General features: G+C 73.8%; 24 protein-coding genes. 16 read left to right on the top strand and 8 right to left on the bottom strand.

Annotation, left to right across the window (positions count from 1 at the left end; all coding sequences use genetic code 11):
* Positions 1-102 precede the first annotated feature (102 nt).
* Entirely contained in the window at positions 103-1,098 is a 996-nt protein-coding gene (gene coaA / locus ACLWS4_RS06935; RefSeq protein ID WP_049649055.1) for a type I pantothenate kinase, read from the bottom strand.
* A gap of 99 nt (positions 1,099-1,197) precedes the next feature.
* Here coaA and glmS point away from each other — a divergent pair, with 99 nt between their 5' ends.
* Positions 1,198-3,054, top strand: coding sequence for a glutamine--fructose-6-phosphate transaminase (isomerizing) (gene glmS / locus ACLWS4_RS06930; protein WP_416873594.1), 1,857 nt, complete (start codon positions 1,198-1,200; stop codon positions 3,052-3,054).
* 37 nt (positions 3,055-3,091) lie between these two features.
* On the opposite strand, the gene ACLWS4_RS06925 is transcribed toward glmS, so the two are convergent.
* Entirely contained in the window at positions 3,092-3,616 is a 525-nt protein-coding gene (locus ACLWS4_RS06925; protein WP_259316627.1) for a Uma2 family endonuclease, read from the bottom strand.
* 107 nt (positions 3,617-3,723) lie between these two features.
* Between ACLWS4_RS06925 and ACLWS4_RS06920 the strand changes: the two genes are divergently transcribed.
* The 5 genes from ACLWS4_RS06920 (at position 3,724) to ACLWS4_RS06900 (ending at position 8,789) form a co-directional block, all read left to right on the top strand.
* Positions 3,724-5,199 carry an NAD(P)H-hydrate dehydratase gene (locus ACLWS4_RS06920; protein WP_416873593.1) on the top strand — a complete coding sequence of 492 codons (1,476 nt, stop codon included), beginning with the start codon at positions 3,724-3,726 and terminating at the stop codon, positions 5,197-5,199.
* A 186-nt stretch (positions 5,200-5,385) separates the two neighbouring features.
* Complete coding sequence (gene alr / locus ACLWS4_RS06915; RefSeq protein ID WP_049655958.1) at positions 5,386-6,585, top strand: alanine racemase; 1,200 nt, start codon at positions 5,386-5,388, stop codon at positions 6,583-6,585.
* Entirely contained in the window at positions 6,582-7,814 is a 1,233-nt protein-coding gene (locus ACLWS4_RS06910; protein ID WP_117488211.1) for an alpha/beta fold hydrolase, read from the top strand. The genes alr and ACLWS4_RS06910 overlap by 4 nt, the downstream gene beginning before the upstream one ends.
* Positions 7,815-7,930: 116 nt before the next feature.
* Positions 7,931-8,428: a tRNA (adenosine(37)-N6)-threonylcarbamoyltransferase complex ATPase subunit type 1 TsaE gene (tsaE, locus tag ACLWS4_RS06905; RefSeq protein ID WP_049655956.1), complete on the top strand. Its 498-nt coding sequence runs from the start codon at positions 7,931-7,933 to the stop codon at positions 8,426-8,428.
* A gap of 145 nt (positions 8,429-8,573) precedes the next feature.
* Entirely contained in the window at positions 8,574-8,789 is a 216-nt protein-coding gene (locus ACLWS4_RS06900) for a hypothetical protein (protein WP_049655953.1), read from the top strand.
* A gap of 72 nt (positions 8,790-8,861) precedes the next feature.
* Here ACLWS4_RS06900 and ACLWS4_RS06895 read toward each other — a convergent pair whose 3' ends face one another.
* Complete coding sequence (locus ACLWS4_RS06895; RefSeq protein ID WP_049655963.1) at positions 8,862-9,428, bottom strand: hypothetical protein; 567 nt, start codon at positions 9,426-9,428, stop codon at positions 8,862-8,864.
* A 154-nt stretch (positions 9,429-9,582) separates the two neighbouring features.
* Here ACLWS4_RS06895 and tsaB point away from each other — a divergent pair, with 154 nt between their 5' ends.
* From tsaB to ACLWS4_RS06870, 5 genes are all read left to right on the top strand, one after another.
* Positions 9,583-10,239: a tRNA (adenosine(37)-N6)-threonylcarbamoyltransferase complex dimerization subunit type 1 TsaB gene (gene tsaB / locus ACLWS4_RS06890; RefSeq protein WP_074003951.1), complete on the top strand. Its 657-nt coding sequence runs from the start codon at positions 9,583-9,585 to the stop codon at positions 10,237-10,239.
* Between the two features lie 23 nt (positions 10,240-10,262).
* Entirely contained in the window at positions 10,263-10,751 is a 489-nt protein-coding gene (gene rimI, locus ACLWS4_RS06885; protein WP_049655961.1) for a ribosomal protein S18-alanine N-acetyltransferase, read from the top strand.
* On the top strand, positions 10,744-11,835 hold the full coding sequence (gene tsaD, locus ACLWS4_RS06880; protein WP_049655951.1) for a tRNA (adenosine(37)-N6)-threonylcarbamoyltransferase complex transferase subunit TsaD: 1,092 nt from the start codon (positions 10,744-10,746) through the stop codon (positions 11,833-11,835). The genes rimI and tsaD overlap by 8 nt, the downstream gene beginning before the upstream one ends.
* Positions 11,832-12,092 carry a hypothetical protein gene (locus ACLWS4_RS06875; RefSeq protein ID WP_074003950.1) on the top strand — a complete coding sequence of 87 codons (261 nt, stop codon included), beginning with the start codon at positions 11,832-11,834 and terminating at the stop codon, positions 12,090-12,092. Before tsaD ends, ACLWS4_RS06875 begins: the two co-directional genes overlap by 4 nt.
* 80 nt (positions 12,093-12,172) lie before the next feature.
* Positions 12,173-13,075 (top strand): polysaccharide deacetylase family protein, encoded by a 903-nt coding sequence (locus ACLWS4_RS06870; RefSeq protein ID WP_107418825.1) that lies wholly within the window; start codon positions 12,173-12,175, stop codon positions 13,073-13,075.
* 34 nt (positions 13,076-13,109) lie between these two features.
* On the opposite strand, the gene ACLWS4_RS06865 is transcribed toward ACLWS4_RS06870, so the two are convergent.
* From ACLWS4_RS06865 to ACLWS4_RS06850, 4 genes are read right to left on the bottom strand one after another with little or no spacing between them, the layout of a single operon-like run.
* A complete protein-coding gene (locus tag ACLWS4_RS06865) occupies positions 13,110-14,276 on the bottom strand; it encodes a THUMP-like domain-containing protein (protein ID WP_416873592.1) in 1,167 nt (388 codons plus the stop codon).
* A 57-nt stretch (positions 14,277-14,333) separates the two neighbouring features.
* Complete coding sequence (locus tag ACLWS4_RS06860) at positions 14,334-14,663, bottom strand: hypothetical protein (protein ID WP_117488207.1); 330 nt, start codon at positions 14,661-14,663, stop codon at positions 14,334-14,336.
* Positions 14,660-14,980, bottom strand: coding sequence for a hypothetical protein (locus ACLWS4_RS06855; RefSeq protein ID WP_375876165.1), 321 nt, complete (start codon positions 14,978-14,980; stop codon positions 14,660-14,662). The genes ACLWS4_RS06860 and ACLWS4_RS06855 overlap by 4 nt, the downstream gene beginning before the upstream one ends.
* The gene (locus tag ACLWS4_RS06850) at positions 14,977-15,312 is read right to left on the bottom strand and encodes a hypothetical protein (protein WP_380775149.1); all 336 of its coding nucleotides are present in this window, start codon (positions 15,310-15,312) and stop codon (positions 14,977-14,979) included. Before ACLWS4_RS06850 ends, ACLWS4_RS06855 begins: the two co-directional genes overlap by 4 nt.
* 250 nt (positions 15,313-15,562) lie before the next feature.
* On the opposite strand from ACLWS4_RS06850, the gene groES reads away from it, so the two are divergent.
* The 3 genes from groES to ACLWS4_RS06835 all read left to right on the top strand — a co-directional run bounded on the left by groES (position 15,563) and on the right by ACLWS4_RS06835 (position 18,749).
* Positions 15,563-15,868, top strand: coding sequence for a co-chaperone GroES (gene groES, locus ACLWS4_RS06845; RefSeq protein ID WP_049654366.1), 306 nt, complete (start codon positions 15,563-15,565; stop codon positions 15,866-15,868).
* A 115-nt stretch (positions 15,869-15,983) separates the two neighbouring features.
* Positions 15,984-17,609 carry a chaperonin GroEL gene (gene groL, locus ACLWS4_RS06840; RefSeq protein ID WP_049654364.1) on the top strand — a complete coding sequence of 542 codons (1,626 nt, stop codon included), beginning with the start codon at positions 15,984-15,986 and terminating at the stop codon, positions 17,607-17,609.
* 141 nt (positions 17,610-17,750) lie between these two features.
* Complete coding sequence (locus ACLWS4_RS06835; protein ID WP_375877209.1) at positions 17,751-18,749, top strand: LysR family transcriptional regulator; 999 nt, start codon at positions 17,751-17,753, stop codon at positions 18,747-18,749.
* Between the two features lie 99 nt (positions 18,750-18,848).
* Here ACLWS4_RS06835 and ACLWS4_RS06830 read toward each other — a convergent pair whose 3' ends face one another.
* Positions 18,849-19,175 carry a WhiB family transcriptional regulator gene (locus tag ACLWS4_RS06830; RefSeq protein WP_049654358.1) on the bottom strand — a complete coding sequence of 109 codons (327 nt, stop codon included), beginning with the start codon at positions 19,173-19,175 and terminating at the stop codon, positions 18,849-18,851.
* Positions 19,176-19,738: 563 nt separating this feature from the next.
* On the opposite strand from ACLWS4_RS06830, the gene ACLWS4_RS06825 reads away from it, so the two are divergent.
* Positions 19,739-20,350 carry a response regulator transcription factor gene (locus ACLWS4_RS06825; protein ID WP_014136228.1) on the top strand — a complete coding sequence of 204 codons (612 nt, stop codon included), beginning with the start codon at positions 19,739-19,741 and terminating at the stop codon, positions 20,348-20,350.
* Between the two features lie 335 nt (positions 20,351-20,685).
* Positions 20,686-21,402: an RNA polymerase sigma factor ShbA gene (shbA, locus tag ACLWS4_RS06820; RefSeq protein WP_074003945.1), complete on the top strand. Its 717-nt coding sequence runs from the start codon at positions 20,686-20,688 to the stop codon at positions 21,400-21,402.
* The last annotated feature ends 129 nt before the right edge of the window (positions 21,403-21,531 follow it).

The raw sequence follows: 21,531 nt of genomic DNA, 5'->3' as shown, positions 1-21,531 counted from the left end.
GCCCTTCGTGTCGTGCGCTCCTCCGGAGGTGCCTCCCCGGGCGCGCCCCTCGGGGGGCGCTCTTCGGGACGCGCCCGTCGGGGTGGGCTCGTCGGGGTGGGCTCAGAGCTTGCGCAGCAGGGCCCGGCGGACCTTGTGGTCCTGGCCCTTCTGGAGGATCAGGGTGGCCCGGCCGCGGGTCGGCAGCACGTTCTCCAGCAGGTTGGGCTTGTTGATGGTGCGCCAGACCTGCCGGCCGTACTCCATCGCCTCCTCCTCCGGCACCTCGGTGAAGCGGCGGAAGTAGGAGTTCGGGTCCTGGAAGGCGGTCTGCCGCAGCTTGCGGAAGCGGTCCAGGTACCAGTGCTCGATGTCGTCGGTCCGGGCGTCGACGTAGATCGAGAAGTCGAAGTAGTCGGCCACCGCGAGGCGGGTGCGGCCGTCGCTGCCGGGCAGGGCCGGCTGGAGCACGTTCAGGCCCTCGACGATCAGGATGTCCGGGCGCTCCACGGTCAGCCGCTCGCCCTGCACGATGTCGTACACCAGGTGCGAGTAGACCGGCGCGCTGACCCGCTCCTTGCCCGCCTTCACATCCGCGACGAAGCGCATCAGCGCCCGGCGGTCGTACGACTCCGGGAAGCCCTTGCGGGCCATCAGGCCGCGGCGGCGCAGCTCGGCGTTGGGGAGCAGGAAGCCGTCGGTGGTGACCAGTTCGACCCGGGGGTGCTCGGGCCAGCGGGCCAGCAGCGCCTGCAGCAGACGGGCGGTGGTGGACTTGCCGACCGCGACGGAGCCGGCCACGCCGATGATGAACGGGGTGCGGGTGCGCTCGGTGTCCGGGGTGTCCAGGAAAGTGCCCAGCGTCCCGCGCAGCTCGTGCGTGGCGTGGATGTACAGGTTCAGCAGGCGCGACAGCGGCAGGTAGACGTCGCGGACCTCGTCCAGGTCGAGGGCGGTCCCGAGGCCGCGCAGCCGTTCCACCTCCTCGGCGGTCAGCGGCAGCGGCGTACGCTCGCGCAGCGCGCTCCACTCGGCCCGGCTGAGGTCCACGTAGGGGGACGGGGACGGGCCGGGCGTGGCGGCGCCCGGCGTACAGAGTTCGGTCAGCACATGCTCCATTGTGAGCCGTCGCGGCGTTCACGGTGGCTGTGGTGTCGGTCACGCAGTGTTCCCGCGCGGCGGGAAAACGGCCACAGAACCGCCCTTATGCTGGCACGCATGTGCGGAATTGTTGGATACGTGGGCGCTCAGACCGCCCTCGACGTAGTAATCGCAGGCTTGCAGCGACTGGAGTACCGGGGCTACGACTCGGCCGGTGTCGCGGTGCAGGTCCAGGACTCCGAAGGGCAGTGGAGCCTGGCCACCGACAAGCGGGCGGGCAAGCTCGCCAACCTGGAGAAGTCGCTCGCCGAGACCCCTCTGCCCGGCGGCACCACCGGCATCGGCCACACCCGCTGGGCCACCCACGGCGGCCCGACGGACGCCAACGCCCACCCTCACCTGGACGACCGCGGGCGGGTCGCGGTGGTGCACAACGGCATCATCGAGAACTTCGCCCAGCTGCGCGCCGAGATCGCCGAGCGCGGCCACACCCTCCGGTCCGAGACCGACACCGAGGTCGTCGCCCACCTGCTGGGCGAGGCCTACGCGGGCGACCTCGCCGAGGCCATGCGGGCGGTCTGCCGTCAGCTGGAGGGCGCCTTCACCCTGGTCGCCGTGCACGCGGACGCGCCGGACGTGGTCGTCGGCGCCCGCCGCAACTCGCCGCTGGTGGTCGGCCGCGGCGAGGGCGAGAACTTCCTCGCCTCGGACGTCGCCGCCTTCATCGCCCACACCCGTGAGGCGATCGAGCTGGGCCAGGACCAGGTGGTCGAGCTGCGCCGGGAGGGCGTGACCGTCACCAACTTCGACGGCACCCCGGCCGACGTGCGCGAGTACCACGTGGACTGGGACGCCTCCGCCGCCGAGAAGGGCGGCTACGACTACTTCATGCTCAAGGAGATCGCCGAGCAGCCGAAGGCGGTCGCCGACACCCTGCTCGGCCGGATCGGCACCGACGGCCGGCTGACCCTCGACGAGCTGCGGATCTCCGACGCCGACCTGCGCTCGGTCGACAAGGTCGTCATCGTGGCCTGCGGCACGGCCTTCCACGCCGGCATGATCGCCAAGTACGCGATCGAGCACTGGACCCGCATCCCCTGCGAGGTCGAGGTCGCCTCCGAGTTCCGCTACCGCGACCCGATCATGGGCCCGGGCACGCTGGTCATCGCCATCTCGCAGTCCGGCGAGACCATGGACACCCTGATGGCCCTGCGGCACGCCCGCGAGCAGGGCGCCAAGGTGCTGGCGATCTGCAACACCAACGGCTCCACCATCCCGCGCGAGTCGGACGCGGTGCTGTACACCCACGCCGGTCCGGAGGTCGCGGTCGCCTCCACCAAGGCGTTCCTGACCCAGCTGGTCGCCTGCTACCTGGTCGCCCTGTACCTGGGCCAGGTGCGCGGCACCAAGTGGGGCGACGAGATCTTCGCCGTCATCAAGGAGCTCGGCGACGCGCCGAAGCAGGTCGAGCAGGTCCTGGAGACCATGGAGCCGGTGCGCGAGCTGGCCCGCTCGCTGGCCGACGCCCGCTCGGTGCTGTTCCTCGGCCGCCACGTCGGATTCCCGGTGGCCCTGGAGGGTGCGCTCAAGCTCAAGGAGCTGGCGTACATGCACGCCGAGGGCTTCGCGGCGGGCGAGCTCAAGCACGGCCCGATCGCGCTGATCGAGGAGGGGCTGCCGGTCGTGGTGGTCGTGCCCTCGCCGCGCGGGCGGTCGATCCTGCACGACAAGATCGTCTCCAACATCCAGGAGATCCGGGCCCGCGGCGCCCGCACGATCGTGATCGCCGAGGAGGGCGACGAGGCCGTCGTCCCGTACGCGGACCACCTGATCCGCATCCCGGCCACCCCGACCCTGCTCCAGCCGCTGGTCTCCACCGTCCCGCTGCAGGTCTTCGCCTGCGAGCTGGCCACGGCCAAGGGCCACGAGGTCGACCAGCCGCGCAACCTGGCGAAGTCGGTCACCGTCGAGTAGCCGCTCGGCCGTACGGCGCCCCTGCGGTGGCTGCGTCCTACCGCAGGGGCGCCGTGTCGAGTGCGAACGAGAAGGGGGCGGGCAGGTCGATCGTTCTGCCGAAACCGGTCTCGACGAGGGCGGTGTAGTCCCCGTTCTCGGGCTCGGTGAACAGCGTGACCCTCCCTTCGTCGCGGTCGGCCAATAGATAGCAGGGGATGCCTGCGGCGGCGTAGCCAAGCCGCTTCGGCTCGCGCTCCTTGAGCGGATTGGTCGACGTGATTTCCAGGACCAGCGCGACGCCCGTCGGTGGTGACCACGGTTCCTGGCCCCGGAAGCGGCCGACGGGGGCTACGGTCGCATCCGGGATGAATCGGCCGGTCGGGGTGATCAGGCCCTTGTGCGTGCTGACGTACAGGTCTCCGGCTGCTTCCCGTGCCACGGTACGGGCGAACCGGGCGACGACGTCCTCGTGCGCACCGCCCTGATGAGGAGTCACGATGATCTCTTCCCAGGCCTGGAAGAGTTCGATCTTGCACCCCTGGGGCACGTGCAGCCTCAGGAACGACTGAAGGATGTCCACAGGCGACAACGTAGGCGTACAGCCGGGTGTGCGCGGGGGATCGTTGTAGGGGTCACTCGAAAGTGCGCCCAGGTCTGATACCGGCCGGCTTCTGAAGGAGTCCCCGAATGCGTCATGCACACCCTGTGGAAACCGTCCGGGCCGCCGAGGCCGAGCTGATGGCGCGGCTGCCGGAGGGCACGCTGATGCAGCGGGCGGCCGTGGGGCTGGCCGCGACGTGTGCGCGGCTGCTGACCGGGCGTCGGGGGCGGGTGTACGGCAGTCGGGTGACGGTGCTCGCGGGCAGCGGGGACAACGGGGGTGACGCCCTGTACGCGGGGGCCGCGCTGGCCCGGCGCGGGGCGCGGGTGACGGCGGTGCTGCTGGTGCCGGAGAAGGCGCACCCGGGCGGGCTGGCCGCGCTGCGGGCCGCCCGTGGGCGGGTGACGGTGGAGCAGGAAGTCGGCCTGGCCGACTTCTCGCGCGCGGACCTGGTGCTGGACGGCATCGTCGGCATCGGCGGCCGCGGCGGGCTGCGCCCCGCGGCGGAGCCGTACGTGCGGGCGGCGCGACGCGGGGCGGTGGTCGCGGTGGACCTGCCGAGCGGGGTGGACGCCGACACCGGCGAGGTGCCGGGCGTGGCGCTGCGCGCGGACGTCACGGTCTGCTTCGGCACGTACAAGCCCGGTCTGCTGATCGACCCGGGGGCCTCGTACGCGGGCGCCGTGCAGCTGGTCGGCATCGGGCTGGAGCCGCCCGCCGCGGAGGTGACGGCGCTCCAGCACGCGGACGTGGCGGCGCTGCTGCCGGTGCCGGGCGCGGAGAGCGACAAGTACCGGCGCGGCGTGGTCGGGGTGGCGGCCGGCTCGGCGACCTACCCGGGGGCGGCGCTGCTCGCGGTGGCCGGGGCGCTGCACGGGGGCGCGGGCGCCGTCCGGTACGTGGGCACGGCGGCCGAGGAGGTGGTGCGGCGCTTCCCGGAGGTGCTGGTCACCGAGGGCGGTCCGGCCGGGGCCGGGCGGGTGCAGGCCTGGGTGGTCGGGCCGGGCGGCGGCGAGGGGGCGCGGCAGGCGCTGGCCGAGGCGCTGGCGAGCGACGTCCCGGTGCTGGTGGACGCGGACGGGCTGACCGAGTTGGGCCGGCTCGGCCCGGACGCGCTGGCCGGCCGCACCGCGCCCACCCTGCTCACCCCGCACACCGGCGAGGCCGCCCGGCTGCTCGCGGGTGCCGGGGGCGGCACGCCGCCGGCCGCCGACCACCTGGCCGCGGCCCGGCTGGCCACCGCCCGCCGGCTGGCGGCCGCCTACCGCGCGACGGTGCTGCTGAAGGGCTCCACCACGGTGGTCGCCGACCCGGGCGGGGCCGTCCGGGTGAACCCGACCGGCACCTCCTGGCTGGCCACGGCCGGCAGCGGCGACGTGCTGGCCGGGCTGGCCGGCTCCCTGCTGGCGGCCGGTCTCGCGCCGCTGGACGCCGCGTCGGCGGCCGCCTACCTGCACGGCCTGGCCGGCCGCGAGGCGGCGGGCGAGCCGGGCGCCCCGACGACGGCGCTCGCGGTGGCCGGCGCGCTGCCGGCGGTGTGGCGGGCGGTCCGGACGCCCTGACCGGGAAGGCCGGGAAGGCGCCCGGAGGGCCGGCAACCGGAACCGGACGGTCCGTCGAACGCGTCCGTGCAAGGGACGGACGAGCGGTTCGCCGCAGGTCGGCGCGGTGCGCGCGGCCCGGTCGTCGGCCGCCGCGCCGACGGGCCGTTCGGCGAGGACTCCGGGACGTCTGGGAGACTGACCCTGATGACAACTGCGAACACGATCGGCACAGCCACCCTCACCGACGGCGTACGGGCCGAGGCGACCATCGATCTCGCCGCCCTGCGCGGCAACCTCGCCGCGTTGCGCGAGCGCGTCGGCAGCACGGCGGTGATGCTCGCGGTCAAGGCGAACGCCTACGGCCACGGCGCGGTCGAGTGCGCCCGGGAGGCGGTCGCGAACGGGGTCGGCTGGCTCGGCTGCGCGACGCCGGACGAGGCGCTGGCCCTGCGGGCCGCGGGCATCCGCCCCGAGCAGGCCCGCATCCTGTGCTGGCTGTGGACGCCGGGCGGGCCGTGGCGCGAGGCGCTGCGCGCGGGCCTGGACATCTCGGTCAGCGGCCAGTGGGCGCTGGACGAGCTGCTGCCCGCCGTGCGCGAGACCGGCATCCCGGCCCGGGTGCACCTGAAGGCCGACACCGGCCTCGGCCGCAACGGCTGCCAGCCGCACGACTGGCCGCGGCTGGTGGCGGCCGCCCGCCGGGCCGAGGCGGAGGGGCTGCTGACGGTCGTCGGCGTCTGGTCGCACTTCGCCGCGGCGGACGAGCCCGGCCACCCGTCGATCCAGGCCCAGCTGGACTCCTACCGCGTCGCGCTGGCCACGGCCGAGGCCGCCGGGCTGCGCCCCGAGGTCCGGCACCTGGCGAACTCCCCGGCCACCCTGCTGCTGCCGGAGTCGCACTTCGACCTGGTCCGCACCGGCCTGGCCGCGTACGGGCTGTCGCCGGTGCCCGAGGTGGGCTCGCCGGCGGACTTCGGGCTGCGCCCGGTGATGGCGCTGACCGCGCGGCTGGCGCTGGTCAAGCACGTCCCCGGCGGGCACGGGGTCAGCTACGGCCACCACTACACGACGCCGGGCGAGACGACGCTGGGCCTGGTCCCGGTCGGCTACGGCGACGGCATCCCCCGGCACGCCAGCGGCACCGGCCCGGTGCAGATCGACGGCAAGTGGCGCACGGTGGCCGGCCGGGTCGCGATGGACCAGTTCGTGGTGGACCTCGGCGGCGACGCCCCGGCGATCGGCGACGAGGTGCTGCTGTTCGGCAACGGCGAGCGCGGCGAGCCCACCGCCGAGGACTGGGCCCGCGCCTGCGGCACCGTCTCGTACGAGATCATCACCCGGATCGGTGCCCGGGTGCCCCGCCGCTACCTGGGCGGCAGCCACGCCGAGGTCCGGTCGGCATGACCGGGGGGCCGGCCGAGGGCAGTCCGGTCGCGGCGGTCGCCAGGGCGGCCGGTGCCGCCTCCGGGGTGAGCCGGGCGGGTGTGATCGGGATCTCGGTCGGCGTGCTGGCAGCCGGGGCGGCCGCGGGCGTCGCGATCGAGCGGCTGACCGTCGGCCGGGCGATGCGCCGCCGGGCCCGGGCCGAGCTGGACGCGAACGCCCCGTACGGTTCGCTGCGCGGGCGCCCGAGGACGGTGGCCGCGCCGGACGGCACCGAGCTGTACGTCGAGCTGGACGGCACCGGCTGGAGCGGGCCGGACGGCGGGACCGGTGCCGAGCCGCTGACCGTGGTGTTCTGCCACGGCTACTGCCTCAACCAGGACAGCTGGCACTTCCAGCGGGCCGCGCTGCGCGAGGGCCTGCGGCTGGTCTTCTGGGACCAGCGCAGCCACGGCCGCTCCGAGCGCTCCCGCTCGTACCTGGCGGGCGAGCCGGCCGGCATCGACCAGCTGGGCGGCGACCTCAAGGCGGTGGTCGACGCCGTCGCGCCGACCGGGCCGCTGGTGCTGGTGGGCCACTCGATGGGCGGCATGACGGTGATGGCGCTGGCCGACCAGCACCCGGAGCTGTTCCGCGAGCGCGTCGCCGGGGTGGCGCTGATCGGCACCCTCGCCGGGGACTGGAACGAGGTCAGCCTCGGCCTGCCGAAGGCCGGCGCGAAGCTGTTCAAGAAGGTCGCGCCCGGGGTGGTGAAGCTGCTGGGCCGCCAGGTCGACCTGGTCGAGGCGACCAGGCGGCTGGGCTCGGACGTGGCCGCCGTGTTCTACCGGAGGTTCTCCTTCGGCGGCCGGGACGTCGACCCCGGTGTGGTGCGCTTCGCCGAGCAGCTGCTGGACGCCACCCCGATCGACGTGGTCGCCGAGTTCTACCCGGTGTTCGGCGCGCACGAGAAGTACGGGGCGCTGGACGCCCTGCGCGGCCTGCCCGCACTGGTGCTGGCCGGGACGAAGGACCTGCTGACGCCCTCGACGCACAGCGAGGCGATGGCCGAGCGGCTGCCCGGCGCAGAGCTGGTGCTGGCCGAGGGCGCCGGGCACCTGGTGATGCTGGAGTGCCCGGAGCTGGTCGACCACGAGCTGGCCCGGCTGCTGCGCCGGGCCGTCGGCTTCGCCGGGGCCGCGCCGCTGCCCGCGGCCGTCCTCGACCTGGCCGGGGAGCGGACCGCGGAGACCGTCGTCGACCCCGCCTGAGGCCCGGGTGCCCGTCCGAAGGGCCCACCCGCCGCGCGGGTGCCCGCCGATGTGGCACGGTAGCGGTGGCGGCCGGTGGTCGGCGCGCCGTACGGACCGAAGGGCAAGACACGCGCATGGGCTCGCACGCCACTCTCACCGTCCCCACCCCGGAGCGGATGGGCCGGCTCGGCCGGGAGCTGGCCGCGCTGCTGCGGCCGGGTGACCTGGTGCTGCTCTCCGGCGAGCTGGGGGCGGGGAAGACCACGCTGACCCGGGGCCTGGGGGAGGGGCTGCAGGTCCGCGGGGCGGTGACCTCGCCGACCTTCGTGATCGCCCGGGTGCACCCCTCGCTGGTCGGCGGCCCGGCGCTGGTGCACGTGGACGCGTACCGGCTGGGCGGGGACCTGGACGAGATGGAGGACCTCGACCTGGACGTCTCGCTGCCCGAGTCGGTGGTCGTGGTCGAGTGGGGCGAGGGCAAGGTCGAGCGGCTGTCCGAGGACCGGCTGGAGGTCCGGATCGAGCGCGCCATCGGCGGCACCGAGGGCGGGGACGACCAGGACCCGCGCCGGGTGGTGCTGACCGGCATCGGCCCGCGCTGGGCGGACGCGGCGCTGGCGGAACTCGGATAGCCGGGAGGGCGCCGACGACCCGCCGACGGGGCTCGGACGACTCGCCGACATCTTGCCGACAGACTGTCGGCAAGATGTTGCGGCCGGGGTGCCGGGCGTGGTGGGATGGGTGCTGCGGTTAGGTCTGCCTAACTAGGGAGGCGCCATGTCGAGCACCACCCCCGCCCCGCAGCGCGCGGTCACCGCCGCCGGGGCCGGAGAGTCCGCCCGTCGCGTTCCGGGAGAGCCGATGCGGGCGCTGCTGGCCGCCTGCGCGGCCGCCGAGGCGGTGTCCACACCGCCCGGACCGCGCCCCCGGCAGGACGGACCGCGGCCCGGACACGACGAACGGCCCGAGGCGCGGACGCCCCGGGCCGCCTGAGGCCGCTCCTCCCGAAGCCGAAGCCGAACCCGAATTCGAACCCGAATCCGGGCCGCCCGGTCCCGTCCGGGCTCAGGCGATCACGACCACCTTGGTGTCCTTCGGCGCGAAGTCCCAGAGCAGCTGCCCCTCGGCGCGGCCGCTGCGGATGCCGCCGGTCTTGGCGCTCGGGTCGGTGGTCGGCGTCGCGCCGTCCACCGCCGCGCTGAAGCCGAACACCACGCCGTTCTGCTGCGCGAAGCGCACCACGTGCTCGATCTGCTTGCCGTCCGTCCCGGTGGTGGTCGGGGTGCGGCTGTACACCGCGTAGCTGCCCGGGGCGGGCTCGACCGAGCCCGGGGTGACCGGGAAGGCGGCCGCGACCTGCGGGCTCTTCTTCGGGTCGACCAGCCAGACGTAGTGGCTGCCGACCGAGTACACCACCCGGGTGCCGGTGCCCGAGGTGGCCGGCAGCGGGGGGACGGTCGGGGTGGCCGCGGCGGTGGGCGCCGCGGCGGTGGCCGTGCCGGTCGCCGTGGTGGTGGCGGTGGGCTTGGGGCCGCCGGCCCGGTCCTGGGCGCCGTTGGCCTGGAAGGCCAGCAGGCTCACCACCGCCAGGGCCCCCAGGGTCAACCCCGTGACCACCACTCCAGGACCCATCTTCGCCACGTTGCCGCTCCCGCCGCCGTCCCTTTACGTACGGCCCCATCGTGCCAGGTTCATCCGCGCGGGTCGCAGTGCCTCGGATCTGTGTTCCCGCCTGGTACACCCTGCCGATCGGCCGGTCGGCCCAACGTCGGTCTAACCTTGACCCGTGCTGCTGCTCGCGTTCGACACCGCTACCCCCGCCGTCACCGCCGCCGTCCACGACGGCACGGCCGTCCTCGCCGAGACCCACCAGGTCGACGCCAGGCGCCACGGCGAACTGCTGCTGCCCGCGATCGACCAGGTGCTGCGGGCCGCCGGGGTGGACAAGCACCGGCTGACCGGCATCGCGGTCGGCGTCGGCCCCGGCCCCTACACCGGCCTGCGGGTCGGCCTGGTGACCGCCGCCGCGCTCGGCCACGCCCTCGGGCTGCCGGTGCACGGCGTCTGCACGCTGGACGCGATCGCCTTCCAGGCCCGCGCCGAGGGCCTGGCCGGGCAGCCGTTCACGGCCGCCACCGACGCGCGCCGCAAGGAGGTCTACTGGGCCTCGTACGACGCGGAGGGCCGCCGCACTGAGGGCCCCGCCGTGGACCGCCCGGCCGAGCTGACCCCGCAGCCGCGCTCCGTCGGCGCCGGCGCGCTGCTCTACCCCGACGCCTTCCCGGGCGGGCACGGCCCCGAGCACGTCTCGGCCGGCGCCCTGGCCGGCTTCGCCGCCGCCGAGCTGGCCGCCGGGCGCGAGCTGCTGCCCAACCACCCGCTGTACCTGCGCCGCCCGGACGCCCAGGTCCCCGCGGGCTACAAGGCGGTGCTCCCGGCGTGAACCACGGCACCACCCTGCGCCCGATGCGCTGGTGGGACATCGCGCCGGTGCTGGAGCTGGAGCTGCGGCTCTTCCCCGAGGACGCCTGGTCCGCCGGGATGTTCTGGTCCGAACTGGCCGAGTCCCACCCCGGCGGCACCCGCCACTACACCGTCGCGGCCGCCCCGGACGGCAGGATCGTCGGCTACGCCGGACTGATGGCGATCGCCGGCGAGGGCGACGTCCAGACCATCGCCGTCGACGAGCGCCACCAGGGCGCCGGCCTCGGCACGGCGCTGCTCACCGACCTGATCCGGGAGGCCGCCCGGCGCGAGTGCGCCGAGCTGCTGCTGGAGGTGCGGGTGGACAACCCGCGCGCCCAGCGGCTGTACGAGCGCCACGGCTTCGAACCGGTGGGCATCCGGCGCGGCTACTACCAGCCCGCCAACGTCGACGCGCTGGTGATGCGCCTCGACCACCCGAGCACTGACAGCACTGACCCGAAGGACATTGAGGACACCCGCCATGGCTGACGAACCGCTCGTCCTCGGCATCGAGACCTCCTGCGACGAGACCGGCGTCGGCATCGTGCGCGGCACCACGCTGCTGGCCGACGCGGTCGCCTCCAGCGTCAACGACCACGCCCGCTTCGGCGGCGTCGTCCCGGAGATCGCCAGCCGCGCGCACCTGGAGGCGATGGTCCCGACCATCCAGCGCGCCCTGGACACCGCCGGGATCAAGGCGAGCGACCTGGACGGCATCGCCGTCACCGCCGGCCCCGGCCTGGCCGGCGCGCTGCTGGTCGGCGTCAGCGCCGCGAAGGCGTACGCCTGGGCGCTGGACAAGCCGCTGTACGGGGTCAACCACCTCGCCTCGCACATCTGCGTCGACCAGCTGGAGCACGGCCGGCTGCCCTCGCCGACGATGGCCCTGCTGGTCTCCGGCGGGCACTCCTCGCTGCTGCTCAGCGAGGACATCACCAGCGACGTCCGCCCGCTCGGCGCGACCATCGACGACGCGGCCGGCGAGGCCTTCGACAAGGTCGCCCGGGTGCTCGGCCTCGGCTTCCCCGGCGGCCCGATCGTCGACCGCACGGCCCGCGAGGGCGACCCGAAGGCGATCGCCTTCCCGCGCGGGCTGAGCGGCCGCAACGACCCGGCGTACGACTTCTCCTTCTCCGGCCTGAAGACCGCCGTCGCCCGCTGGGTGGAGGCCAAGCGCCGGGCCGGCGAGGAGGTGCCGGTCGCCGACGTGGCGGCGTCCTTCCAGGAGGCGGTCACCGACGTGCTCACCCGCAAGGCCGTCAAGGCGTGCAAGGACAACGGCGTCGACCACCTGATGATCGGCGGCGGCGTGGCGGCCAACTCGCGGCTGCGCGAGATGGCCCAGCAGCGCTGCGACCGGGCCGGCATCCGGCTGCGGGTGCCCCGGCCGGGCCTGTGCACCGACAACGGCGCGATGGTCGCGGCGCTGGGCGCCGAGATGGTGTGGCGCGACCGCACGCCGTCCGCCCTCGACCTGTCGGCGGACTCCTCGCTGCCGGTGACCGAGACCCACGTGCCCCACACGGACTTCCACGGCCAGGCCTACGACGCCCTCGGCGGCGGCGCGGCATGACCGTCGCCGCGATGTGGGAGGCCCGGGCGGCGACCGGCCGGGGCGACGAACTCGCCGCCTGGGTACGGGAGTCGGTGCTGCCCGCGGTCCGCGGCTCGGCCGGTCTGGAGCGCCTCGAACTGCTCTCCGCCCCGGGCGAGCGGGTGCTGCTGATCACCTGGTGGAACGGCGAGCCGGTGCCCGTCGCCGACCCGCCGGCCGGGCTGCTCGGCCGTCCGGTGCACCGCTGGTCCTTCACCAGCGAGCACGTCGAGTAGCCCCTGGCCGGGAACCGCCGCGGCGGTCGGTACCGTGCATAGCTGAGAGAAGGCTGGACGGGAACCGGGAGCGCGCAGCGGTGATCAGGCGGAGCAGGACCAGGACGTACGGGGTGGGGGCGCTGGCCCTGCTGGCCTTCGCCACCGCGTGCGGGGACAACGGGGGCGGTGGCGGTGCCGCCCCCGCCGCCACGACGGCGGCGGCCACGCCCCGGCCCACCGGCGCGGCGCCGACCAGCGCCTCCGCGCCCCCTTCGGCGGGCGCCCCGGCGGGCGCCGACGCGGCGGCCTGGGCCAAGTGGAACCTCACCCCGCTCGCCCCCGCCCCGGCGCCGCCCGCCGACAAGCCGATCAAGCTCGAACGGACCGGCCCCGTACCGGTGTTCAGCGATGTGAAGACCAGCGACAAGGTCGTCTTCATCACCATCGACGACGGCGCCGAGAAGGACCCGAAGTTCGTCGAGATGCTCACCGACCTCAAGGTGCCGATCTCGATGTTCCTGACGAAGGACATCGTCAAGAACGACTACGGCTACTTCAAGCCGCTCCAGGCCCTGGGCAACCACATCCAGAACCACACCGTGGACCACCCGGTGATGAGCAAGCTGTCGGCCGACAAGCAGAAGGCCGAGATCTGCGACGACCAGGCCGCGCTCACCCAGCAGTACGGCACCGCCCCGCTGCTGTTCCGCCCGCCGTTCGGCGACGGCGCCAACACCCCGATGCTCAACACCTCGGTGCAGCAGTGCGGCCCGCGCGCGATCGTGCTCTGGCGCGAGTCGATGCAGATCCACGACATGCAGTACCAGGCCGCGGACAAGAAGCTGAAGCCCGGCGACATCGTCCTGGCGCACTTCCGCGGCCCCAAGGAGCTCAAGGGCGCCACGATGACCCAGATGTTCGGCGACCTGCTGGCCCGGATCCAGGAGCAGGGCTTCTCGGTGGCCCGGCTGGAGGACTACATCCAGGCGCCCGCCTCGTAGCCCCGTCCCGGTCCTGGGGCCGCCGCGTCGGGGGTCAGACCGGCTGCCCCAGCATCATCAGCGGCCCGTTGTCGGTGCGGCTGAGGATCACCGTGACGGTGTTCGGCCCGGAGGGCTTGAGCTGGCGGCGCAGCTCCTCCGGGGTGATCGCCATCCCGCGCTTCTTGATCACCACCGTGCCGACCGCCCGCTCGCGCAGCAGCGCCTTCAGCTTCTTGATGTTGAACGGCAGCACGTCGGTGAGCTCGAAGGCGTGCGCGTACGGCGTCGCGACCAGCTCGTCCGAGGTCAGGTAGGCGATCTTCGGGTCGATCAGCCGGCCGCCCACCTGCCCGGCCACCTCGGCCACCAGGTGGGCCCGGATCACGGCGCCGTCCGGCTCGTACAGGTAGCGCCCGACCGGGCCGGCCGGCGGGTCGGGCAGGTCGCCGCCGGTCAGGCTGGCGCCGTGCGGCAGCAGGGTGGCGCGGTGCGGGCTGGTGGCCCTGGTGCCGAACCAGAGCACCGCCTCCTTGACGTCGCCGTGGTCCGAGACCCACTCGGCCTCGGCGTCCTCCGGCACGGCCTCGTGCGGGATGCCCGGCGCGACCTTCAGCGCGCCGATCGGGGTCCGCCGGCCGGCCTCGATCGCCCAGGAGAGCGGCGGGGCGTACGCCTCCGGGTCGAACACCCGGCCGCGCGCGGTGCGCCGGGCCGGGTCGGTGAACACCGCGTCATAGCCGGCGACGTCCACCTCGGCGACGTCCGCGCAGCGCACCTCGACCAGGTCGGCCAGGCCCAGCGCGGCCGCGTTGGCCGCGGTGGCGGCGCAGGCCGCCGGGTCCCTGTCGACGGCCAGCACCTCGATGCCGGCCCGGGCCAGCGCCAGCACGTCCCCGCCGATGCCGCAGCACAGGTCCGCCAGCCGCCGTACGCCCAGGTCGGCGAACCGCCGGGCCCGCCACTCGGCCACGCTGCGCCGGGTGGACTGCTCGACCCCGTTGGGCGTGAAGTACATCAGGTCGGCGTCCGCCCCGAACTTCGCCCGCGCCCGCTGCCGCAGCCGCGCCTGCCCGAACGCGGCCGACACCAGCTCCGCCGGGTGCTCCCGCCGCAGGCGGGTCGCCAGCGCGAGCTCCTCCTCGGGGGTGAACTCGCGCAGCTCGGCGAGCAGGGCCTGGCCCTCGGGGGTCAGCAGCGGCTGGAGGTTCTCGGTGTCCACGGGGCCATTCTCGCGGGTCGGCCGGGTGGCCGGTCGGCCGGAGCGGCCGCGCGGCGTTCACCGGCCGATGACGGGGACGTCGGAGGTCAGCCAGAACACCAGCGGCATCAGCGGCGCGGCCGCCAGCGCGGCGTACGGGGTGATCCGGTACCCGAGCCGCCGGGTGCCCCGGCCGGTCAGTGCCAGCAGGACGAGCATCACCACGACGCCGAAGACGTCCAGGGCCTCCACCCCGGGGCCGTACAGGGCGAGCAGCTTCAGCCAGTTGAGCACGAACGACCCGACGGACGCCGCCGCGACGGCCCCGGCGACCACCACCGCGGCGAGCACCAGGTCCGGCGCCCAGTGGACCGGCGGCCGCCCGGGCGCGCCGTGGGGCCGGCTCACCGGAGCCACCCCGCGCCGGCGAGGGCGGTCAGCAGGGCGGGGCTGACCGCGGCGGCGACCGGGGTGATCCGGTAGCCCCGCCGGTGGGTGTACCGGGCCACCGCCACGACCGGGACGAGCAGCAGCGCGGTCGCGGCGCCCCGGGCCGCCCAGCCGCCGATCGCGGGGTGGGCCTCCAGCGCGAGCGCGGCCAGGAAGGCCGCGATCCAGCCGAACCCCAGCAGCGAGGCGGCCCCCAGGACCGTCAGCAGCGCGAGCAGCAGGTCCGTCGGACGGCCGACCGGGCGCAGCGGGTCGGCGGGCGGCAGCCGGTTCACCGCCACAGCACGCCCGAGGAGAGGACCGCCGGCAGCGCGAACGGGGCGAGCCCGGCGGCGACCGGGAGGAGCCGGTAGCCGGACCGCCGGCTGCGGAAGGCCACCACGAGGCCCGCCGCCAGGGCGACCACCGGGGCGGCCAGCATCCCGATGCCCAGGAAGGCCCACCCGCGCCCGTCCCCGTCGTCCCCGTAGCCGGGGATGCTGCCGAGGCAGGCGACGAGGAGGAAGGCGACGAACGGCAGCACGCCCCCCAGCAGGGGCAGCGACAGCAGGGCGAGGGCGGCGTCCTTGGGCCGGGACGGGCCGATGCGCACCGGGATCGAGGTCATGGCAGGAGTCTGGTGGGGCCGGGCCCGGTCGTACATGAGTACGGCTACTCATTCGCGAACCGGGGACTTCCGGGACTCGCCGTTGGCACTCTGGTTGACTGAGTGCTAACACGGCCCTATGGTCATCCTTGGCACTCACCACTAGGGGAGTGCTAACGCGACGACGTGTGTCTGACCCCCGCGACGGCAGGCCCGCAGGATCGCCCCTACCCGTTAGAAAACCCCGTAATCTCCGAAGGGGAGCTCGGACGTGACCACCAGCAGCAAGGTTGCCATCAAGCCGCTCGAGGACCGCATCGTGGTCCAGCCGCTCGACGCCGAGACCACCACGGCCTCCGGCCTGGTTATCCCGGACACCGCCAAGGAGAAGCCCCAGGAGGGCGTCGTCCTGGCCGTCGGCCCGGGCCGCTTCGAGGACGGTCAGCGTCTGCCGCTCGACCTCGCCGTCGGCGACATCGTCCTGTACTCGAAGTACGGCGGCACCGAGGTGAAGTACAAGGGCGAGGAGTACCTCGTCCTCTCGGCCCGCGACGTTCTCGCGGTCATCGAGAAGTAAGACGTACCGACCCGCCCCGGATCCGTGTCCCAGTGACAGGGGCCCGGGGCGTGGTTGTTGGTTCACGTAGTTCGGCGGCCGGTGGGCCGGCCGCAGCCCCGAGGGAATAGGGAACATGGCGAAGATCCTGCAGTTCGACGAGGACGCCCGCCGCTCGCTGGAGCGCGGTGTCAACAAGCTGGCCGACACCGTCAAGGTGACCATCGGCCCCAAGGGCCGCAACGTCGTCATCGACAAGAAGTTCGGCGCCCCGACCATCACCAACGACGGTGTCACCATCGCCCGCGAGGTCGAGCTGGACGACCCGTACGAGAACCTTGGCGCGCAGCTCGTCAAGGAGGTCGCCACCAAGACCAACGACGTCGCGGGTGACGGCACCACGACCGCCACCGTGCTGGCCCAGGCCCTGGTCAACGAGGGTCTGCGCAACGTCGCCGCCGGTGCCGGCCCGGCCGCCCTGAAGAAGGGCATCGACAAGGCCGTCGCCGCGGTCTCCGAGCACCTGCTGTCCGTCGCCCGCGAGATCGAGGGCAAGGACGACGTCGCCGCCGTCGCCTCCCTCTCCGCGCAGGACACCCAGGTCGGCGAGCTGATCGCCGAGGCGATCGACAAGGTCGGCAAGGACGGTGTCATCACCGTCGAGGAGTCGAACACCTTCGGCGTGGAGCTGGACTTCACCGAGGGCATGCAGTTCGACAAGGGCTACCTGTCGCCGTACTTCGTCACCGACGCCGAGCGCCAGGAAGCGGTCCTCGAGGACCCGTACATCCTGATCAACCAGGGCAAGATCTCCTCCATCCAGGAGCTGCTGCCGCTGCTGGAGAAGATCCTCCAGGGCGGTGCCTCCAAGCCGCTGCTGATCATCGCCGAGGACGTCGACGGCGAGGCGCTGTCGACCCTGGTCGTGAACAAGATCCGTGGCACCTTCAACGCCGTCGCCGTCAAGGCCCCGGGCTTCGGCGACCGCCGCAAGGCGATCCTCGGCGACCTGGCCGTCCTGACCGGTGGCCAGGTCATCTCCGAGGAGGTCGGCCTCAAGCTCGACCAGGTCGGCCTGGACGTGCTGGGCACCGCCCGCCGCGTGACCATCACCAAGGACGAGACCACGGTCGTCGACGGTGCCGGTGACTCCGAGGCCGTCGCCGGCCGCGTCGCCCAGATCAAGGGCGAGATCGCCGCGACCGACTCCGACTGGGACCGCGAGAAGCTGCAGGAGCGCCTGGCCAAGCTGGCCGGCGGCGTCTGCGTCATCAAGGTCGGCGCCGCCACCGAGGTGGAGCTGAAGGAGCGCAAGCACCGCCTGGAGGACGCCATCTCGGCGACCCGCGCCGCGGTCGAGGAGGGCATCGTCGCCGGCGGTGGCGCCTCCCTGGTCCACGCCGCCAAGGTGCTGGACGAGGGCCTGGGCCTGTCGGGTGACGAGGCCACCGGTGTCGCCGTGGTCCGCAAGGCGCTGCACGAGCCGCTGCGCTGGATCGCCCAGAACGCCGGCCTGGAGGGCTACGTCATCACCTCCAAGGTCGCCGAGCTGGAGATCGGCCAGGGCTACAACGCCGCCACCGGCGAGTACGGCGACCTGGTGAAGGCCGGCGTCATCGACCCGGTCAAGGTCACCCGCTCCGCCCTGGAGAACGCCGCCTCGATCGCCTCCCTGCTTCTCACCACCGAGACCCTCGTGGTGGAGAAGAAGGAGGAGGAGGCCGACAACGGTCACGGCCACGGCCACGGCCACTCGCACTGAGGCTCCGACGCCTGACCGGAGGCCCGGTCCGCTCCCCCCGGGGGGCGGGCCGGGCCTCCGGCGTTCCGTCCGAGGTTCCGCTTGAGGCTTCAACTATCAGCAGAATTTTGCAGAATGCAAAGATTGCCTTATAACTAAGGCATGATCGAGGCCCGCCATCTGCGCGTTCTGCGTGCCGTCGCCCGCACCGGCTCCTTCTCCGCCGCCGCCCGCGAGCTGGGGTGTACGCAGCCCGCCATCAGTCAGCAGATGAAGGCCCTGGAGAAGTCGGTGGACACCCCGCTGGTGGTCCGCTCGGGCCGCGGGATGCAGCTCAGCGAGGCCGGCCGGGTCCTGCTCAAGCATGCCACCGGAATCCTGGCCGGGCTCTCCGCCGCCGAGGAGGAGGTGGCCGCGATCGCCGGGCTGCGGGCCGGACGGGTGCGGCTGGTCTCCTTCCCGACCGCGAGCTCCACCCTGGTGCCGCCCGCGGTCGCCCGCCTGCGGGACAGCCATCCGGGGGTGCGCGTGTCGCTGGTCGAGGCCGAGCCGCCGGAGTCGCTGGCGATGCTGCGCGGCGGTGAGTGCGAGATCGCGCTGGCCTTCCGCTACCCGCAGTCCGACGGCGCCGTCGCGCTCCCGGCGCCCGCCCACGGCACGCCGCGCGAGGCCCGGGCCGAGGCCAACCTGGAGGCGCAGCAGCTGACCGCCGGGACCGACTGGTCCGACCTGGTGGTCACCCCGTTGCTGGACGACCCGCTGGTGGGCGTGCTGCCGGCCGCCCACCCGCTGGCCGGGCGGGGCGGGGCGGTGGGGCTGGCCGAGCTGGCGGAGGAGCAGTGGATCGCCGGCTGCCCGCAGTGCCGGGGGCACCTGGTGGAGCTGTGCACCGGGGCGGGCTTCGAGCCGCGGATCGACTTCGCGACGGACGACTACCCGGCGGTGGTCGGCCTGGTGGCGGCCGGTCTCGGGGTGGCGGTGCTGCCCCGGCTGGCGCTGCGGTCGGTGCGTCCTGACGGCGTGTCGACGGTGCCGGTGCGGACGGCCTCCGGGGCGCCCGCGGTGCGCCAGGTGGTCGCGCTGACCCTCCCGGACCTGGCCGAGGTGCCGGCCGTGGCGCTGATGCTGGAGCGGCTGGCGGGGGCGGCCGCCGACCGCTGACGCTGGGTGACGGGGCTGCCCGGGCCCGGTACGTACGGTGAGCCAGAAGACTGAAGCGCCGCGAAGAAACGTTTCTTCACGGCGCTCAAGGAGACGGGTCTACCGCTGGGCGACCGCCGGCGGGGCCAGCGGAACCTCGACCAGTCGGTGTCGCGAGCGCCCCAGCATCTCCTCGCGTTCGTCCTCCGTCATCCCGCCCCACACGCCGTACGGCTCGCGGACCGCCAGCGCGTGCGCCGCGCACTCGGCGATCACCGGGCAGCGCATGCAGACCTCCTTGGCGCTGGCCTCGCGAGAACTGCGCGCGGCCCCGCGCTCGCCCTCGGGGTGGAAGAAGAGCGAGCTGTCCACGCCACGGCAGGCTGCGGAGAGCTGCCAGTCCCAGAGGTCCGCGTTGGGACCGGGGAGGCGGGAGAAATCTGCCATGGCTCATTCCCTTCAGAGGCTGTCGGCCGTCGGCCGGGCGTTCGGCGGGGCTGCTGCCGAGCGGTGCGGCGGGGCTTCGATGCACTGGTGTGGACACCTGGAAATATGACTTAAGGCAACTCCATGGACAAGTCACCCACACACTGGCACAACAGTCAATGACCATACGAAAGCTATAAAAACGGGCATAGTGGGCAAGGGGCTCCAGCGGGCGCGGACGTGGCAATCGGGTGGTCGACGGGCGCGCGGGGTGCCGAATCGATGTGCGGGTCGTACGCCGACCGCGCGCGAGCTGCGCAAAAGAGCGGCGTGTGCACCGCGATGCGGCTGATCGGTAATGGGTTGGCCACGTACAGTGGTGGAGATGGCCCCGAAGGCCGTAACTCATTCGAGTGACGGTCGTTGGAAGTGCGGAGGCGGTTAGCGGGCGCCGGACGTCGGGAACGATCGCGGGCAGGTTGGGGCGATCACCGCGGAGTCCGTCGCCGATCGGCCGTGTCGTAGAGGTTCGTACCAGCCAGGAGGCTCAACGTGACGCGGATCAGCTGCGGAGGACGACGGTCATGACTTCCGTTCTCGTTTGCGACGATTCCCCGCTCGCCCGCGAGGCGCTTCGCCGCGCGGTCGCGACCGTACCCGGTGTGGACCGGGTCACCACCGCGACGAACGGGGAGGAGGTCCTCCGCCGCTGGGTGGCCGACCGCTCCGATCTCGTTCTGATGGACGTCCGGATGCCCGGCCTCGGCGGGGTCGAGACGGTCCGGCGGCTGCTGTCCGCCGACCCGGGCGCGCGGATCATCATGCTCACCGTCGCCGAGGACCTCGACGGGGTCGCGCTCGCGGTGGCCGCGGGCGCCCGCGGGTACCTGCACAAGGACGCCTCGCGCGCCGAGCTGCGGGCCACCGTCACCCAGGCCCTCGCCGACCCGACCTGGCGGCTCGCTCCCCGCCGGCTGCGCAGCCCCGACATGGGCGCGGCGCCCACCCTGACGGCGCGTGAGATCCAGGTGCTGGAGGGCATGAGCCACGGCCGCAGCAACGCCGAGATCGGCCGCGAGCTGTTCCTTTCCGAGGACACCGTGAAGACCCACGCCCGACGGCTGTTCAAGAAGCTCGGGGCCTCCGACCGGGCGCACGCGGTGGCGCTGGGCTTCCGCTGGGGCCTGGTCCGCTGACCACCGGCGGCGCCGCCGGTTGCGGCGTGCCGCCGGAGGTTCCCGGAGCGGGCGCCGCACGGGCGTGTGACGTTACGGTCCCGAGGTTGCACCATGGAGGAGTGGAGCACCTCGGGGACCAGCGGACAGGCACTGCGGCGAACCACGCAGCCGCAGGACACTCGGCGGACGGCGCGACGGACGGGACCGCCGACGGCGGCGGGGCGGGAGGCGGCACGGTGCAGGAGGGGCCGGTGGTGCGCGGGACGCCGGACGGTGCCGCAGCGCATAACGTTCCGGTGCACAACTCCGGACGCGGTGCCGCGTTTTCCCGCTCGACCAGGCACCATGGACCGATGCGCGACGACGTCGCCGGTGCGACCGGCCAGGCGGACCCGGTGGAGGCCGAGCCCTCCGGTCCGGGCCACGGTCCGTCGTACGCCGAACCCGGCGGTTCCGCCGGTGGGACCGGGCCGGGCCGCCGGCCGGTGCTCGGCACGGGCGGCTCGCCGCTGGTGGGCGAACTGGTCGCGGCCGCGGTGCGCGGCGAGAACCCGGCGATCGACGCGCTGCTCGCCTACGTCCACCCGCTGGCGCTGCGGTACTGCCGCGCCAAGCTGGTCCGGCTGCCCGGCGGGGCCCGCCACCACGTGGACGACGTCGCGCAGGAGGTCTGCGTGGCGGTGCTCTGCGCACTGCCCCGGTACAAGGACCAGGGGCGCCCGTTCGAGGCCTTCGTGTACGGGATCGCCGCGCACAAGATCGCCGATCTCCAGCGGGCCGCGATGCGCGGGCCCGGCTCGACCGTCGTGCCGCAGGACGACCTGCCGGAGGTGCCGGACGAGGCGCTCGGCCCGGAGGAGCAGGCGCTGCTGAGCAGCGACGCGGCCTGGGCGAAGGAGCTGCTCTCCAATCTGCCGGCCCGTCAGCGCGAGCTGGTGCTGCTGCGGGTGGCCGCCGGGCTGTCGGCGGAGGAGACCGGCGAGGTGCTCGGGATGTCACCGGGTGCCGTCCGGGTGGCCCAGCACCGGGCGCTCAGCCGGCTGCGGGCGCTCGCGGAGGAGTCCTCCTGACCACTCCTCCCGTTGCGTGCCGTTTCCGCCGGTTGCGGGCGGAATGATCCACGGGGCGGGGTTGTTGTCAAGGGCACACGAGGACACATTCGCGGTGCCAGTACCATGGGGTATCGGCGCCTGGGCGGG

This window comes from Kitasatospora sp. SC0581 (assembly GCF_048159585.1).
In the GTDB taxonomy this organism is placed as follows: domain Bacteria; phylum Actinomycetota; class Actinomycetes; order Streptomycetales; family Streptomycetaceae; genus Kitasatospora.
Note: the sequence above shows the minus strand (reverse complement) of the source record. Positions and strands in the feature narration are given on the sequence as shown.